General features: G+C 62.8%; 11 protein-coding genes. 6 read left to right on the top strand and 5 right to left on the bottom strand.

Annotated features, from left to right (window positions below; genetic code table 11):
* The first annotated feature begins 941 nt into the window (after positions 1-941).
* From cysC to J3U87_RS31210, 6 genes are all read left to right on the top strand, one after another.
* Positions 942-1,676, top strand: a complete 735-nt coding sequence (gene cysC, locus J3U87_RS31235) for an adenylyl-sulfate kinase (protein ID WP_237379724.1) — start codon at positions 942-944, stop codon at positions 1,674-1,676.
* Between the two features lie 141 nt (positions 1,677-1,817).
* Complete coding sequence (cysD, locus tag J3U87_RS31230) at positions 1,818-2,738, top strand: sulfate adenylyltransferase subunit CysD (RefSeq protein ID WP_420038336.1); 921 nt, start codon at positions 1,818-1,820, stop codon at positions 2,736-2,738.
* Positions 2,738-4,669: a sulfate adenylyltransferase subunit CysN gene (cysN, locus tag J3U87_RS31225; RefSeq protein WP_237379722.1), complete on the top strand. Its 1,932-nt coding sequence runs from the start codon at positions 2,738-2,740 to the stop codon at positions 4,667-4,669. Before cysD ends, cysN begins: the two co-directional genes overlap by 1 nt.
* Positions 4,670-4,760: 91 nt before the next feature.
* Positions 4,761-6,032, top strand: coding sequence for a glycosyltransferase family 4 protein (locus J3U87_RS31220; RefSeq protein ID WP_237379721.1), 1,272 nt, complete (start codon positions 4,761-4,763; stop codon positions 6,030-6,032).
* A 146-nt stretch (positions 6,033-6,178) separates the two neighbouring features.
* Entirely contained in the window at positions 6,179-6,580 is a 402-nt protein-coding gene (locus tag J3U87_RS31215) for a hypothetical protein (protein ID WP_237379720.1), read from the top strand.
* A 139-nt stretch (positions 6,581-6,719) separates the two neighbouring features.
* Positions 6,720-7,592 (top strand): FkbM family methyltransferase, encoded by an 873-nt coding sequence (locus tag J3U87_RS31210; RefSeq protein ID WP_237379719.1) that lies wholly within the window; start codon positions 6,720-6,722, stop codon positions 7,590-7,592.
* 282 nt (positions 7,593-7,874) lie between these two features.
* Here the strand turns inward: J3U87_RS31210 and J3U87_RS31205 are convergent, their stop codons facing one another.
* From J3U87_RS31205 to J3U87_RS31185, 5 genes are all read right to left on the bottom strand, one after another.
* Positions 7,875-8,558 carry an alpha/beta hydrolase gene (locus J3U87_RS31205; protein WP_237379718.1) on the bottom strand — a complete coding sequence of 228 codons (684 nt, stop codon included), beginning with the start codon at positions 8,556-8,558 and terminating at the stop codon, positions 7,875-7,877.
* Between the two features lie 123 nt (positions 8,559-8,681).
* On the bottom strand, positions 8,682-11,123 hold the full coding sequence (locus J3U87_RS31200) for a hypothetical protein (protein ID WP_237379717.1): 2,442 nt from the start codon (positions 11,121-11,123) through the stop codon (positions 8,682-8,684).
* Positions 11,124-11,182: 59 nt separating this feature from the next.
* Entirely contained in the window at positions 11,183-13,588 is a 2,406-nt protein-coding gene (locus J3U87_RS31195) for a hypothetical protein (protein WP_237379716.1), read from the bottom strand.
* Positions 13,589-14,829: 1,241 nt separating this feature from the next.
* Entirely contained in the window at positions 14,830-15,537 is a 708-nt protein-coding gene (locus J3U87_RS31190) for an iron-containing redox enzyme family protein (protein WP_237379715.1), read from the bottom strand.
* A gap of 23 nt (positions 15,538-15,560) precedes the next feature.
* Positions 15,561-15,746 (bottom strand): hypothetical protein, encoded by a 186-nt coding sequence (locus tag J3U87_RS31185; RefSeq protein WP_237379714.1) that lies wholly within the window; start codon positions 15,744-15,746, stop codon positions 15,561-15,563.
* Positions 15,747-16,217 lie beyond the last annotated feature (471 nt).

The following is a 16,217-nucleotide window of genomic DNA, read 5'->3' as shown; positions in this document are numbered from 1 at the left end:
TCGGGTGGACGAGGTGTGCCTCGCCATCCGCTCGAACTACCCAATTACGAACCGTTCCTTCCCAGCTTTCTCTTCGATGTGGTTTCCTCCCGCCGCCGAACCAGCGACGGCGGGTCCTTTTTTCCAAATTGATTCCACCTCCCGATCGCCGACCCGCCGGCGAATCGGCGATTTCCGGCAGTCTCCCCTTACGACACTTTCTTCCGTGGCTCTGGTCTGCCGTCGCCACGTCGGCGGCGGACCTCTTTTTCCATTCGAAACGATTTCTTCCGTGGCATTGGCTCGCCGTCGCTACGTCGGCGGCGAGCATCTTTTTTCAACCGGACAATGAGTTTTTCCGTGGCATTGGCTCGCCGTCGCTACGTCGGCGGCGAGCATCTTTTTTCAACCGGACAATGAGTTTTTCCGTGGCATTGGCCCGCTATCGTTGCGGCGATGGCGGGCATTTTTTTCTGGACGACCAATTCTTTCCGTGGCATTCAGCCCGCTACCGTTTCGGCGGTGGCGGGCTCTTTTTTTGGTTGGTGTTCGCCCTGGATCTCCGGTGCTTTGTCGATGACGCGCTCGGCACCGGCGCCCAGGGTGGGCGACAACCTGAAAAAAAGCTGAATCGGAGACTGAAACGACCCCCCTGAAACCGAAGCGGAGATGTGGTTTGGGGTGCCGTTTTCGTCCGGCCGACCGTCAGCGGGCCCGGTCCAAACCCCGGAAATGAACCCTCGGTGTAATGCAAATGAAATTTGGTGGGCTCGGCGGAATTTGCCGCGTCGAGGCATTGACCGCCCAAATCGGGCATGGTTAGAATGATTTCCAGTGACATCGACCCATGCTCCAACCTGCTCCGATGCCTATAGTTGCGCAACCACCCTGGAATGGCGAAGGCCCGTTCCCCGGTTGTGTCGGGACCGGTGTCGCCAAAACTTCACGCCGAGACGATGCCCATGCAGACGCCATCTTTGTCGTATCAAGAGTCCTGGTCCCGATCCGCGATCAAGTCCTTCTCCTGGCGCGCCCTGGCGACGCTGACCACCGTGACCCTCGTCTATCTACTGACCGAAAAGGTCGAGCTGGCCATGGCCGCCGGAACCTTGGAAATGTCGATCAAAATGGTGCTCTACTTCGTGCACGAACGCGCCTGGGACCGGGTCAATTTCGGAAAAAAAGCCCTGCCCTCCGGGGTGATCTGGTTGACGGGACTCTCGGGATCGGGGAAAACGACGATCGCCGAGGCCCTGGCCAAAGAGATGCGGCGCCAGGGATTTCGCGTCGATTGGCTGGATGGTGACGTCACCCGCAATATCCTGCCGCAGACGGGTTTCTCCAAAAAGGAACGCGATGCCCACGTGCTCAAAGCGGGTTTCATCGCCAAGACGCTGGAGAACAACGGGATATTCGCCATTGCCTCCTACATCTCGCCCTACCGCGAAACGCGCGACCGCGTTCGCGCCATGTGTCGCAACTTCATCGAGGTCCACGTGGCGACCCCGCTGGACACCTGCGAGGAACGCGATGTCAAGGGCCTCTACGCCAAGGCCCGACGCGGCGAGATCCGGCAATTCACCGGCATCGACGATCCCTATGAAGCCCCCAAACAACCGGAAATGGTGGTGGATACGCGCCGCGAATCGGTCGATCAGGCCGTGACGCGCATCCTCCGTTGCGTGAAACAGCTCTGAGGTGTGGATGTCCCGCTCGTTCGTTTGTCCCACGCGAATCGGAAACGCGCTCGAAAGCCGCGCTCTAAGGAAAAAGTCAGGTGAGGCGATATGTTGATAGAGACCCCCGATGGGTTGTTCCCTCGAATCGAACAGGTGACGATGCGGCACGAGAAGAACCACTACCATATTGGCCACTTGCGCAGCCTGGAGGCGGAAAGCATCCACATCATGCGCGAAGTCGCCGCCGAATTCAAACGGCCGGTCATGCTGTATTCGGTCGGCAAGGACTCCTCGGTCATGGTGCGCCTGGCCCAAAAGGCGTTTTTCCCGGCCCCGGTGCCCTTTCCACTCCTGCACGTGGACACCTCCTACAAGTTCGAAGAGATGTATGCCTTTCGCGACGCGTTCACGAAAGAGGCCGGGCTGAATTTGGTCGTTCACCGCAACGAGGCGGCCCTGGCCAAAAAGGCGAATCCCTACGATCTGGGAACCGGCGCCTGCTGTGGTTTCCTCAAGACGCGCGCCCTGCTGGACGGGTTGGCCGCCGGCGGGTACGACGCGGCCTTCGGCGGGGCCCGACGCGACGAGGAGAAGTCGCGTGCCAAGGAACGCATTTTCAGCTTTCGCAATCGCGACGGCGGCTGGGATCCCAAGAACCAGCGGCCCGAACTGTGGAACCTCTACAACGCCAGGGTCAAGCGCGGCGAAACGATTCGTGTCTTTCCGCTTTCCAACTGGACCGAGATGGATGTCTGGCACTACATCCACCTTGAAAAGATTCCCATCGTGCCGATGTACTTCGCCGCCGAGCGCGAGGTGGTCGACATGGACGGCCATTTGATTCCGGTCGAGCGCTTTCCCTTTCCCGACCGGCTGCGCCGCAAGCCGGTGCGCCTGATGTGCCGCTTCCGCAGTCTGGGCTGCTCGCCCTGCACCGGGGCCATTCGCTCGACGGCGACCAGCGTGCCCGAGATCATCGCCGAAATGATCGAGGTCCGCACTTCCGAGCGCGCCAATCGGGTGATCGACCACGACGGCGAGGCCTCGATGGAGCAAAAGAAAAAAGACGGATATTTCTGATGAGCGAACCAAAAACCCATTCCGACGAGTTGACCCGGTTCCTGGCCGAAGAAGGTGAAAAAGAGCTGGTCCGCATCTCCACCGCCGGCAGTGTGGACGACGGCAAATCCACCCTGATCGGGCGCCTGTTGCACGATACCCAGAACATCTACGAGGACCAACTCCACGCGTTGGCCGACGAAAGCGCGCGGGGTTCCGCCTCGCGCCAGGTGGATTGGGCGCTCTTGACCGATGGACTCAAAGCCGAGCGGGAACAGGGCATTACGATCGACGTGGCCTATCGCTACTTCTCCTCCCACCGCCGAAAATTCATTCTCGCCGACACGCCGGGCCACGAACAGTACACCCGCAACATGGCGACGGGCGCCTCCACCGCCGATTTGGCGATCGTGCTGGTCGATGCCCGCAAGGGATTGCGCCGCCAATCCAAACGGCACGCCTTCATCGCCGCGCTGTTGGGCATCCCCCACATGGTCGTCGCCGTCAACAAAATGGACCTGGTCGGTTACGACGAGGCGGTGTTCGAGCGGATCCGCGACGAGTTCTCGACGTTCGCCACGCGCCTCGGCATTCCCGACCTGCGCTTTTTGCCCATCAGCGCGCTGGTCGGCGACAACGTGGTCGCCACCAGCGATCGCATGCCGTGGTACAGGGGCGAACCGCTGTTACAGATCATGGAGTCGGTATTCGTGGCGGGCGACCGCAACCTGGTCGACCTGCGCCTGCCCGTCCAGTACGTCAACCGGCCCCACCAGGACTTTCGCGGTTATTGCGGCCAGATGGTCTCGGGCATCCTGCGCAAGGGTTCGAAGATCGAGGTGCTGCCCTCCGGCAAGCAGGCGCACGTGGCGTCGATTACGACCTACGACGGCGAGTTGGACGAGGCGGCACCGCCGATGTCGATCACCGTCACGCTCGATCGGGAGCTGGACATCGGCCGCGGCGACATGTTGATCCATCCCCACAACCGGCCGACCGTCAATCGCCATCTGGAGGCGATGATGGTGTGGATGGACGAGATGCCGCTGGACCCGGAAACCCGGTACCTGGTGAAGCAGACGACCCGCACCACCACCGCCCTGATCAGCGAGGTACGCTACCGGGTCGATGTGGACAACTTGACCCGCCAGGAGGCCGCACCGCTGCAGGTCAACGAGATTGGTCGGGTCGTGTTGCTGGCTCAGGAGGACCTGTACTTCGATGCCTATCACAAGAATCGCGGGACCGGCAGCCTGATCCTGATCCATCCGCTGACGCACCGCACCGTCGCGGCCGGCATGATCATCGACCGCCAGCCCAGCGACCAGCTTCCCGCGAGCATGGACGTCACGCGGGCGCCGATCAGCCGGCGACCGATGCGCCAGGGCCGGGTTACCCGCGACGAGGTGGCGCGCCGCCTCGACCAGCGGCCGCGCACGCTCTGGCTGACCGGCCTGGTTTCTTCCGGCAAGAGTGAGATCGCCTACGCCTTGGAGCGCAAACTGTTCGAACGCGGCAAGTTGGCCACGGTGCTGGACGGCGGCAAGATGCGGCGGGGGCTCAGCCGCGAATTGGGATTCGGCAGTGCCGGCGTCGCGGAGAACCTGCGCCGTGCCGCGGAGACCGCGCGCCTGTTCAACGAGGCGGGCCTGATCGCGATCTGTTCGTTCGTGTCGCCCGTCGCCAAACTGCGCGAACAGGTGTCGGAGATCGTGGGCCCGGACCAATTTTCCGTGGTGCACGTCGACGCGACACCGGCCCATTGCGAGGCCCGCGACGAAACGGGACTCTACCGTCAGGCGCGGGAGGGGCTGGTCCAAAATCTCGCCGGGTGGAACAGTCCCTACGAGGCGCCCGACGAACCGGACGTCTACCTGGACATGACCCAATTGAGCATAGACGCGTGCGTGGAAAAGATCCTAGAATTCCTGGAGCGGACCCAAGCAGACTGATCTCGATTCCCCACCGGGCTTCACGCCGAACCCGGACTTCGCGATGGCTGGGTGCGCCGGCTCCACGTTTCACTCCATGCTTGGGTCATTCATGAATCAACCGCATCGCTTGCGCATTTGCATGTTGTCCGCGGCGCATCCGGCGACCGACAAGCGCATTTTCGACAAGGAGGCGCGCAGTTTGAGTGAGGCGGGTTACGCCGTCACCCACCTGTGTCGCGGTGAGGCCGAGGGCGTCGAGGAACGGGACGGGATCGCGATTCACACCTATCGTCGGCAAAAGGGGAAGTGGCGACGCCTGTGGTTCCTGCCGCGGTTGCGCAAACTGGCGCGGGGACTGGATGCGGACGTCTACCACTGCAACGAGCCGGATAGTTGGCTGGTGGGCCTGAGCCTGACCCTGTTTTCCTCCAAGCGGGTGGTGTTCGATTGTCACGAGCACTATGCCGGTCAGGTCAAGCGCTGGCTGCCCCGGGGCGCGAGAACGTTGGGCGCCTTTCTCTATCGCCTCTATCAAGGCCTGCTGGCCCAGTTCACGGATGCCGTGATTCTGGCCAAATTCTCGTTGGCTCGCGATTTCGCCTTTTCCGCGCGGCGCTGCCATCTGGTGCTCAACACCACCTCGTTGCGCTACCTGCCCGCGGTGCGTCATGCCGGCGCGCCCGAACCGGCACGGTTCCGCGACAGTCCCTTCGTGTTCGTGCACCTCGGCGTGATGCGCCGAGAACGCGGATCGCGCGTCCTGCTCGAAGCCATGCGTCATCTCGCCGATCTGTGTGAGACCGAAACCGCCGCGGTGGATGACGGCGAGGGCGGGCAGCGCGCCATGGCCCCCTTTCGGGTGCGGTTGATCGGCCGGATCGCCGACGAACCGCTGGAGGCTTTCCTGGCCGAAGCGCAACGGAAGGGCGTCGCCGATCTTTTGGAAGTGCACGAGTGGCTGCCTTTCGAACAGGCCTTTCAATGGGTGCGCACCGCCCACTGCGGCCTGATTCTGTTCCAGAGCCACCTCGGTCGTCGCAAACTGGAAAACAACATCCTGGGCATGCCTCACAAAATGTTCGACTACATGCTGGCCGGGCTGCCGTTCATCGCGCCGCGGTTTTCCCCCGACGTCCGCCGCGTGGCCCGCGATTCGGAGGCGGGCCTGCTGCTGGATACCAACGATGCACGGGCCGTCGCGCGTGGCATGAAGCGCCTGATGGACGATGCCGAGCTCTGTGCCCGAATGGGATTCGCGGGGCAGGAAGCGGTATTCGCCCGCTACCACTGGGAGCACGACGCCAAGGTGTTGTTGCGGCTCTATCGGGAATTCGAGGAGCGTGCACGGCGCCGAGGTGGCGGGGCGGATCCTCCGCATTGAACGGCACGGGTCGAGGTTGCCAAAAGCGTAGTTGACAAGCGCCCCCGTTCTCCTTAATATCCTAGTTTTTTTGATGGAAGCGCGACGGCACCGCCGGCCGCATCCCGTTCCGCCCTGGGGTGGACAAAGCGAACTCGAGGTGATTTTTGAGACTAGCTGACTTTAAAGGGCAAAACTTGGAACAGGCCGACAACGAGACCTCCGTGGTCCAGGTCGATTTCCAGATCCAAGTCAAGCCACGGGACCAGGTCACCGCGTCCTACATGGTGACGATCGAGTCCTCGGGTCAGGAGCTCAGCTCACTCACCACCGCCTTCGTGGTCGCCAGCGAGGGTGTGTTGCTGGAGCCGCTCAACGGCAACGATCTGGAGTTGCCGCCGGGCTTTTCGGGCGGCGAGGTTTCCGGCAATCTTTCGCTGTCCTTCGATCTCTTCCCCGAGCTGGACGAAGACCACAGCATTCTCGCGGTTTTGAGCGGGACGACCGCCGATTATCACGGCGGTATCCTGCACCATTTTTGGTTCGCCCGACCGGTGGAATTGGGCTGAAACGGGGACCGCGAAACCGTGCCTGATTGGATCGCGGATCTTCTCGAAAACCGGTGAGCGCATCTCGGACTTTGGGCTATAATCCGCCTATTCCATCACTTGACGCCATCGCACCGATCTTCGTCGCCCAAGGATGCCCATGTCTCGTTTCATGTCCGACCTGTACAAAACCGTGCGTTACATCCTGGAAGAGCCATCCAATCGCGGCCAACGCACACGTCGAATTTTCTATTTTTTTGCCTGGCAGCTCTTCAAACGCCTCATCGGCCTACCGATCCTCGCACCGTTGGAAAACGGACTTCGCTGTATCGTCTATCCCTGGTCGGAGGGCGGCTGTTACCCGATCTACGTGCGCCTCTACGACTCCCAGTTCATGACCTTCATTCGCCGCTTCTCCTCAGGCGACGGCGTGCTGGTCGACGTGGGCAGCAACATCGGGCTCTACACGCTGCTGTTGGCCAAACACTTCCGCGGCGGAGTGGCCTTCGAGCCCACCGAGCTGTCGCACCAGATCCTGGTGGCGAACCTGGCCCTGAACCGTTTGGGCGAAAGTTACCGGGCGGCCAAGACCGCGCTGGGCAGCACGGAAGGCACGGTGACCTTCGAGAAAATGGGCGACACGGGCAAGACCAACAAGATCAGCAGCGGCAACAACCATTCGGGCAACCTGATCGAGGTGCCGATCACCCGGCTGGACACGGCCCTGACCGCGGAGGAAAAGGCCCGGCTGGAGTTTTTGAAGATCGATGTCGAGGGCTTCGAGATCGAGGTTCTGCGCGGCGCGGTGGCCTGCTTGGCCGAAACCCCGATCAGGCTGGTCCTGTTCGAGCGCCTGCCCGACACGCCGATCGAACCGTTGCGTGATTTCTTCAAGGAGCGCGACTGGACGGTCTTCACGTTGGACGGGAAGGGGCGGCCGAGCTTCGACGAGGACGCGATCCTGGCCGCCCATGACTTGTTCGCGGTGCCGCCGCACCAGTTGGACCGAGTACGGGCCGCGCAGGAAGCGTGATCATGGGTGCGCGGGGGGGCACCTGAGCGATCACGATTTGCGTGTGGAAATCGGAGTAAATCGAGATCCCGCGCGGATTAGTGGCCGAGCGGTCGCGGCCCATCCTGAACGGATGGCCGGTGTTCGGATCGATCGATGTGTGGTTTGGCGATGTTCGAAAAAACGGGATGCTTGGTTGTTCGATGTTCGAGGCCAATCCTGTAGGGATGGTCCAAAGAGAGGTCCGGTCGCACCTCCAGCGCGACCCGCGGCTTGTCGTGCCGGACCTGGCGTGGAGGTCCCTCACGGCGCCGTCAGGAAATCCAGAATCTCCGTCATCACCCGCTCGCCCTGCTCGGTTTCGAAAAGGAACTGGGCGTGGGCCTTGCCCTCCAGGACCACCCACGTCTTGGGCTCCGGCGCCCGCTCGTACTGGTCGCGGATCTCGGGCAACCGGAGGATGCCGCCGCCACGGAAATCCTCGCGCGCCAGGATGAACAGCTTGGGACCGGTCACCTTCTCGGGGTCGTCGATCGACGCAGCCAGCAACACCAGTCGGTCGACCTGATCGGGGTCGGTGGCAACCGCCTTGGCCGCGGCCCAGCCGCCGAAGCTGGCACCCACGACCGACACGGTTTCGGCGCCGGTCTGGCGCAAGTGGCGAACCGCGGCCAGGACGTCCAGGTGGTACAGCTCCTCCGATTTGGGGCCGGGCCCGCCGCGCGAGGCGCCGCGTCCACGGAAATTGATGGCCGCGACGCGGAAACCCGCCGCGACGAACGGATCGATCTGGTCTTTCCAGCTCTCCTTGGTGAAGCGTCCGCCGTGGGCCAGGACCAATCCGTGCGGACCTTTGCCGTAGATGTCGGCCTCGACCACCCCACGGTCGTCGGTCTCGAAAGTGACGCGCTTGACGGAGGCGCAGCCCGTCAGCCCGAAGGCCGACAGGATCACCAGCAAATTCAGGAAGTTGCGTGTGCGAATCATGGCAGGTCCACCTTTTGGATTGGAAATGGGTTCGCGTCTACCGTTCCGGCAGAACGGGGCATCCCGCCGTGGGTACCCGCGCCGACATTGTCGCGCGGGTGGCCCCTGGCGGGATCCCTCCGACTAGGGGAGCGTGTCGGGATCGACGGAAAGGGCGCGCGCCATCGAGGGCTGGCGTCGCTGGTTGAAGACGAAGGTCGTGCCCGCGATGTGGCTCCCGTTGGCCGAAACCGCGATCAACGAGGCGTTGACGGGGATTTCCACGTTGGCGAACAGGCCCGTGAGCAGTTCCGCGCGCGGCCGTTCACCCTGGAGCAACAGCTCTCGTTCCGCGATCACCTGTTGTCCCTCGCCGAAGAGCGAGAGCGTGACCGACGTTTGGGTGGAGAGCGGCTCGTGCGCGACCAACACCACCGCGGCGATCTGATCCGCCGGCAGATAGCCGAAGACCAGGCTGTCGGTCAGCGGTTCGATCGACGAGGCCGTGGTTTGCGAGGGCGACATGCCGCCGCTGGCTTCTTCGGTATTGAAGGTGAGGAAGGAACCGAAAATCCGAGTTTCGGAGGTGCTCACCGACAGGGCGTATCCGGTCATGCCGGGGAAGAGCTCCTCGGCCTGCCAGTCGCGCACCTGATCCGGCTCCAACCAACGCTCCAGCTCGGCGACCTCACCCAGGCCGGTCGTGGCGCGGAACCGCACCAGGGACCCGTTCGGCTCCAGATTGGTCAGGGCGATGCGGCTGGTCCACTGGTCGTTGTCCACGACCCAGGGCACCACGACCTGGGCCTCGAACGCCGCTTGATTCGGATTGAAGGTCTGCGTCGTCCGCCACAGGTGGTCCGCGCCCGCCGCGATCACCTGATTCTCGTGGGACGCGAAGGCGGAGGTCGTGTCGTTCAGGTCCATCGGCCACGAGGTCCAGTGATCGGCCGCCGTCGTGGCGTGGAAATGGCCGTCGTCACTGCTTGCGAGGAACGTGGAACCGGTCCACACCATCGATTGGAACTCGCGATTGCCGCCGAGGTAGCGGCGCGTGGTCCAGTCGGTGCCGTTGGTGCTGGTGCTGATCTTGCCGTTCTTGCCGATGGCCAGGAACCGGCTGCCGCTGTACAGCAATTCCATCGGGGTGAACGATTCGGTGCGGGTTTGCGTGGCCCACTGAGCGCCGTCGCTGCTGGTGGCGGTTCCCAAACGCGAGACCAGTACGAACCGTTCGCCGTCCCACACCACGCGTGCGTCGTCGATCAGGGCGTCCTCGGAGGAGACACGTGTCCACGAGACCGCGTTGGTGCTGCGCCACAGGGTTTGGGTGTCGATGGCCAGGTAGGTTTCCTCGTTTTGGGCCACGGCCTGCATGGCGCCGCTGCCGAAGGCGCCGCGGGTCCAATCCGAGCCGTCTTCGCTGACGGCTAACTCGCGGGTGCCCAACAGGGCGAAGCCGCGACCGGTCCACGTCAGCGCCTGCGCCTGATTGGTCAAGGGTGACCCGTGCCGCGTCCACTCGACGCCGTCCTCGCTGCGCAGCAGGTGTTGATCGCCCGACATGTCCCTGGCCAGAACCAACAGCGTATCGTCGCCCTCGGCGATGTCGAGAAACTGGGCGGACGGGTTGATCCCGCGCGCCGACCAAGTGCTGCCGTTGCCCGAAACCCAAAGCTCGCCGGCCCCGGTCGCGGCCACGAATTCGACGCCGGTCCACGAAAGCGCCACCAGGTCCGGTGCGCCGGGCAGTTCCACTTCGTTCCAGGTGGCGTCGTCTTCACTGTACAGCACCGTGCCCTGGTCGCCGACCACGACCTTCAGGGTATCGTTCCCGGCCGCGTCGTGCAGGATGGCGTTGGTCGGGGTGGTGTGCCGGGTCCAGGTGATGCCGTCTTCGCTGGTGACGATTCCGCCCTGGCCGCCGATGCCGACGATGCGATCGTTCACCCAACGAAACTGGAGGATCATGTTCAGATCGACGTCGCCGCTGATGCCTTGACGGGTCCAGTCACTGCCGTCTTCCGAAGTGTAGACCTCTTTGAAGTCGGTGACGATGACCAGCGCCGGGCCGGTGTCCAGCAGGAAATCCGGTTCTCCGAAGCCCAGGTTGAGCGGTACTTCGTCCCAGGTCTGCCCGTTCTCGCTGGCGATCAGTCGATCGGACGCCAGGGCCCACCACTGGCCACGGGCCCACAACAGGTTGCGCAACGAGGAGAAGCCGGTGGCGTATTGGGACCATTCATTGCCGTTGGTGCTGGACCAGACGGTGCCGTGGTCGGTGGTCGCGAGCATGCGGCCGTTCCCCACGGCGAGGGAGGAAAAGGTTTGCAGCGGGCCGGCGGCCTCCAGTTCCCAATTGCGGGTGTCGAAGCTCGAACTGATCCAGCCGTGACTGTCGTCGTTGCCGACGGTGATCAGGCTGCCGAGCCAGCGGGTGGCACCCACCATCGCGGAGGGGTTGCCGACGGGTGTCCATTCGATGGCGAACAGGGGCAGGGTGCAGAGCATGATGGCCACGGCCAGGGTTGCCGAAGGCGTGCGCCGTGTACTGGCGCCGGTTCGGGATTTCGATCGATGGGGCATGGTGGAACGGACTCCTTCGCGAAGGGAATGCGATGCGTGGTGACGTCGGATGAAAGGGCTCATGGCGTCACCTCCAAGGGAAGGGCGGCCGCCATCGAAGGCTGGCGATTCTGATTGAATACGAAGGTGGTTCCGCTCAGCAGCGCGCCATTGCGGGCCGTGGCACGCACGGCGAACTCGGTTTCGTCGTCGTCGATCGCCTGGGGAAAGGTGTCCGACATGAGCAGGGCGGTGGGTTGGCTTCCGGTCAGCTCGATCGAGGCTTCGTCGATCAGGGTTCCATCCAATCGGTAGCGCTGAAGCAGGACCGGGGTTCGATCGGCGCGCGCTTCGGGGGCCACCAAAACGACCGCCGCCACCTGGTCACCCGGCAGGTAGGGGAACAGCAGGGTGTCGGTCGTCTTGTCCACGGGCTGGCCGACGGTTTGGGAGGGCGACTCGCCACCGGACTGAACTTCGTTGTTGAAGGTCAGGAAGGAGGCCGTGATGAGGGACGATTCGCTGACCACGAAGAGGCTGTAGCCGCTGAGCTCGGGAAACAACATGTCGGCCGTGCGGGCGGTCACGCCCTTGGCCGGAATGTCGAGCGTGGCCTCGCGGACCAGGCCTTCGCTGGTGACGGCCCGCAACAACACTTCGCGGAAGGTGTCGCCGCGATTGAAAAAGGCCACTCGGCTGGACCATTGTTCGTTGTTGACGATCCAGGGGACGACGAGGGTGGGTTCGATGAGTTCCGGTGGCGGCGTGAGGGTCAACTCGTGGATCGCGTAGCGGCCCGTTGCGTCGACGGCGATGCTGGCGTCGCCGATGGCGCCCAGCCAGATCGGGGTGAAGGGCGGCACGTCGGTGGTCAGGGTCTGCCAGGCAAGCCCGTCGAAGCTGTAGCGAATGTCCGCGTCGGTGGTGATCAGAAAGGCGCTGTCGATGCGGCACAGCGAGGTGACCGAGTCGGCCTCGGGTGGCAGGTGGGCGCTGGACCAGCGGCGGCCGTCGCGGCTGAAAACCAGGTCCTCGTCGTCGAGGGCCAGGTAGTGGAGGCCATTACCCAAGGGGGTCGCGGTCATGCGGGCCGGTTGGGCCGAAAGCTGCCAGGATCCGTTGTTCAGGCGCCAGGTGCCCTTGCTGTCGACCACGGTGGCCGTGTCGTCGAGATGGTAGAGCCAACTGTTGGCGGAGAACCGTTGGTTCTCGGTACGCCAGGCGGTTCCGTCGGCGCTGGAGAACAGGTAGCCCGCGTCGCCGCCGAGCGCCCAGAAGCGGTTGTCGGCGAACACGACCGAGGTCAGGTTCAGCGCGCTGCCGGTGCTGTATTCGCGCCAATCGATGGTGTTGTCGGAGAGATAGACGGTCCCGCTGTCGCCGACGGCGACGAAGCGCGTACCGTTGGTGGTCACGTCGCGCATCGCCACGCGCGCGTCGAGCGGGTACCAAGTGCGCGCATCGGTGGTGTTGAGCATGTTGGTTCCCATCCAGAACAAGCGGTCATCCAACCACTTACCACGGTAGTCGGTGGTGAGTTTGGGAGAGACGTGGTGCCAGTCCTGTAGGTCTTCGCTCGCAAGCAGGCGCTCGCTGCCGGCCAGGAAGAAGTAACGGTCGCCGGCGCGAACCAGGTTGTGCGGGGATTCCTGGTCGCGCAACGGCAAGGGACTGCTGGTCCATTCGACGCCATCCAGGCTCACGCGCAGGGACGTGGTGTCGATTTCGATGTATTTCTGGCCGTCCCAGATCAGGGCTCTGGAGGTATCGCCATTCTCGTTGTCGAAGACCGACCAGTTGAGGCCGTCCTCGCTGGTGGCGGTCAGGCCGTCCTCGCCGCGAGCCAGGAATCGACTGCCGTTCCAGTTGATGGTCAGGAACTGATCGCGCTGGTCCTCGACGGTGATCGGGAGCGTCTGCCACTGGCCGTCGAGCGTGCCGACCAACAGGTTTCCATGGGTCACACACACGATGCGGTTGCCGTTGCTGGCCATATCCAGCAGGTTGAACCCGGGAGGATCCAGAATTTGCGACCAGTTCTGCCCGTTGGCGCTGCCGCTCAGGACCGCGTCGTTCATCAGCAGGGCGAGGAAGCGCGAGCCGTCCCAGATCAGGCTTTGGATGCCTTCGCTGCCGAAGGGGCGGCCGAGCCAGGCTTCGCCGTCGGAGCTGGACAGGATGCCGTTGCGGCCGGCGGCCACGTAGGCCGTGCCGCTCCAGGCCACGTGTTCGAGGCGTTGATCGGTGGTCGTCACCGGGTCGCCCCAGAGTTCGCCGTCACCGCTGTACCAGATGGCGCCGGTGCCGCTGGTGTCTTCGCCGACCAGGACGTACCCGTTGGCGCCGGCGACGAGATCGTGGAACTCACCCTCCAGGCCGTGGGTGGTCCAGTCCGGATTGGTCTGAGCTGGGGAGAAGGTTGAAGAGAAGAGCAGACAAAGAAGGAAGGTGCCTTTGAGCACGAGATACTTATGATGTTGAACCATGTTCAGCTTACATCCTTGGGACTGATTTTGAATCAAGGTAGTGAAAAGACGCTCGCTCTCGGTGGGAAGGAAGTATGGGTGACGCGAGCGGGAATGCATAAATGGAAAAACATGGGGAGGAACGAGGATGCGGTATTCTACCGCGAGCCGGCCCGGGGAGGAAATCCCCTGGTGTGGCGGGTTTCGTTGTCGCGTCTCGAAAAAAAGCGGATCACCGCCGGGGGAGAGGTGGTGGCTTCGCTCAAGTGCTGGTGGAAAAGTCTTTTTTGTTATTGCGGAGGTCACGTGGCGTGCGAGGAGCCCTTCGCGGAGCCGCCCTTCCAGGGCTGGATGCGGGAACCCCAGGCAACCAGGGTTGCGTCGCCGTTGGCTCCTTAACCGGATCGCCGGACCGCCTTCGCTGAAATGTGTGACCCTTACAGGGTCCCTGCTGGTGGCGCGCCAAGGCGCGCGTTTTAAATAAGTTGTGGTCCAAAGTGACGTCCGGTCGCACCTCCAGCGCGACCCGGAGCGAGCCCATCCCAGCGTTGCGATATGTTGGGATGGGCCTTGCCTGTGGCCGAACGCATGCGTGGATGGTCACCGTTCGCGGCCAACGGAAGGCTTGGATGGTCATCGTCCGAGCCCAACCGGATGCGTGGATGGTCACGGTTCGCGGCCAATCCTGGAGGGATGGCCAGCCGAATGTTTGGACCACCATTGATGAAAACGCGCGCCGAAGGCGCGCCACCAGCGGGCGTCCTGAAGGGACGACACAATACAGCGAAGGGATAAGGAGGCAGCGCCGACGCAACCCTGGTTCTTTGGGGTTCCCGAACCCAGCCCCAACGGGGCGGAACTATGCGGGCGGTCGCGGAGTTGACGTCATGTTCGAGGGGCCCTTCGCGGAGCCGCCCCTTCAGGGCTGGATGCGGGAACCCCAGGCAACCAGGGTTGCGTCGCTGCTCGCTCCTTAACCGGATCGCCGGACCGCCTTCGCTGAAATGTGTGACCCTTACAGGGTCCCTGCTGGTGGCGCGCCAAGGCGCGCGTTTTAAATAAGTTGTGGTCCAAAGTGACGTCCGGTCGCACCTCCAGCGCGACCCGGGGCGAGCCCATCCCAGCGTTGCGATATGTTGGGATGGGCCTTGCCTGTGGCCGGACGCATGCGTGGATGGTCACCGTTCGCGGCCAACGGAAGCGGAACTATGCGGGCGGTTGCGGAGTGCCCGTCACGTTTGAGGAGCCTTCCGCGGAGCCACTCACCCCTGGACGGGCGTGGGCTCCCGTTCGGTATCCGGTTCCGTGGTCGGCGCCAGCTTGAGGACGTCTTCCAGGATCAACGCCAAATAGCGAAACGTGTGGAAGGAACTCAGCTCCAAAACGGCGTGGTGTTCCTCGGTGAGCGGCATGGCGTTCAGGTGTTGGATCAACTCGGTTTTGTGGTCCTGATCGATGCGTGCGTGCACCAGCATCGATTCGAACGCCGGCCGCGGCAGGCCCGTGGCCCGGATCATCTCCTCGATCTGCTGGACCGAAGGCGGGTAGAGTTCGATCGAGGCCAGGTAACCCAAAATCGAGATCGGGTGGTGATGGCGAACCCAATAGTATTGGGCGCCGACCATCGCGGCCACGTTGGGTGGCGGCATGCGGGCGAAGACCTCGGCGCGCGTCATGCCCAAGGCGCCCAGGTCCCGAATGCACCACTCGTCGTGATCGCGCTCCTCCTCGATGTGTTGAAGCAGGTAGTCGATCAAGGGGGTGCTGACCGGGTCTTCCGGATGCTGGCGCGCCACCCGGATCGCTTCCTCCATCAGGGGCACGATCGCACGCACGATGCACTGGCTCCGAAAGAGGAATTCGGGAAACAATTGGGCCAGGTGGTCGTGGCGCAGGAACTGGGTGGTGACGTGAAAGGTCCTCGCGCGCATGAACTTGGTTTTTTCGGCGAGTCGGTTCGCATGGTTCATGGATGGTTCTTCGCGTCTCATGGTCAAGAGAAGAAGGTCAACTCGTGGTCGTCCGGATCGGTGATCTCGGATTTGAGTTTACTGGAAATCACGATCAAGCTGTTGCATTCCTCTTCGGACAAGCCGTTGATCGCGTTTTTTTGATCTTTGTTCAATTTCGATTTGTCGATAACACCCGCTGCATGAAGACGATCTACATTCGATGCCATGGAAGGACCTCCACCCGTTGATTTGGAAACACTTCGACCGATCGACCGAGAAACCGTCCGCCGCCGCTCGGAGCGGACGACGATCGGGTCTCCCCAACGTTTTGCTCGTACCCGATGGCACGACGCACTGCCACACGTCGCTCAAGGTGCGTTGCGTGGGTAAGCCTATGAAATGGGGACAATTTTAGATTCCCAAAAAATATATTTTGAGTCAAGCTATAATGTGCTTTATCTCACACTCTGAAAATTCGAGACCTATCCGCATCCGCAACGAAGTGTGCTGTCGGCCCAACGAATGAGGACCGCATCGGGTTTCGAATGACCGTTTTCGACAAGAAAAGCGGCGACAAGCGTTTACTCGAAACTCGAAACCCGGTTGTTGGAAGCGGCTCCGATCGCTGACCCGTCGATTCGACGCGTTCACCTCGAAAAGGGCCCTTTCTGGAAACAGCTCGGTCCACCGCATTGTAG

It is taken from the genome of Sulfidibacter corallicola (genome assembly GCF_017498545.1).
In the GTDB taxonomy this organism is placed as follows: Bacteria; Acidobacteriota; Holophagae; order Acanthopleuribacterales; family Acanthopleuribacteraceae; genus Sulfidibacter; species Sulfidibacter corallicola.
This window is presented reverse-complemented; position numbering and strand designations above follow the sequence as displayed.

What these genes read in the sequence shown, in the direction of transcription:
- cysC (WP_237379724.1), top strand. Translation starts at nt 942, where the DNA reads ATGCAGACGCCATCTTTGTCGTATCAAGAGTCCTGGTCCCGATCCGCG.
- cysD (WP_420038336.1), top strand. Translation starts at nt 1,818, where the DNA reads ATGCGGCACGAGAAGAACCACTACCATATTGGCCACTTGCGCAGCCTG.
- cysN (WP_237379722.1), top strand. Translation starts at nt 2,738, where the DNA reads ATGAGCGAACCAAAAACCCATTCCGACGAGTTGACCCGGTTCCTGGCC.
- J3U87_RS31220 (WP_237379721.1), top strand. Translation starts at nt 4,761, where the DNA reads ATGAATCAACCGCATCGCTTGCGCATTTGCATGTTGTCCGCGGCGCAT.
- J3U87_RS31210 (WP_237379719.1), top strand. Translation starts at nt 6,720, where the DNA reads ATGTCTCGTTTCATGTCCGACCTGTACAAAACCGTGCGTTACATCCTG.
- J3U87_RS31205 (WP_237379718.1), bottom strand. Translation starts at nt 8,558, where the DNA reads ATGATTCGCACACGCAACTTCCTGAATTTGCTGGTGATCCTGTCGGCC.
- J3U87_RS31200 (WP_237379717.1), bottom strand. Translation starts at nt 11,123, where the DNA reads ATGCCCCATCGATCGAAATCCCGAACCGGCGCCAGTACACGGCGCACG.
- J3U87_RS31195 (WP_237379716.1), bottom strand. Translation starts at nt 13,588, where the DNA reads ATGGTTCAACATCATAAGTATCTCGTGCTCAAAGGCACCTTCCTTCTT.
- J3U87_RS31190 (WP_237379715.1), bottom strand. Translation starts at nt 15,537, where the DNA reads ATGAACCATGCGAACCGACTCGCCGAAAAAACCAAGTTCATGCGCGCG.
- J3U87_RS31185 (WP_237379714.1), bottom strand. Translation starts at nt 15,746, where the DNA reads ATGGCATCGAATGTAGATCGTCTTCATGCAGCGGGTGTTATCGACAAA.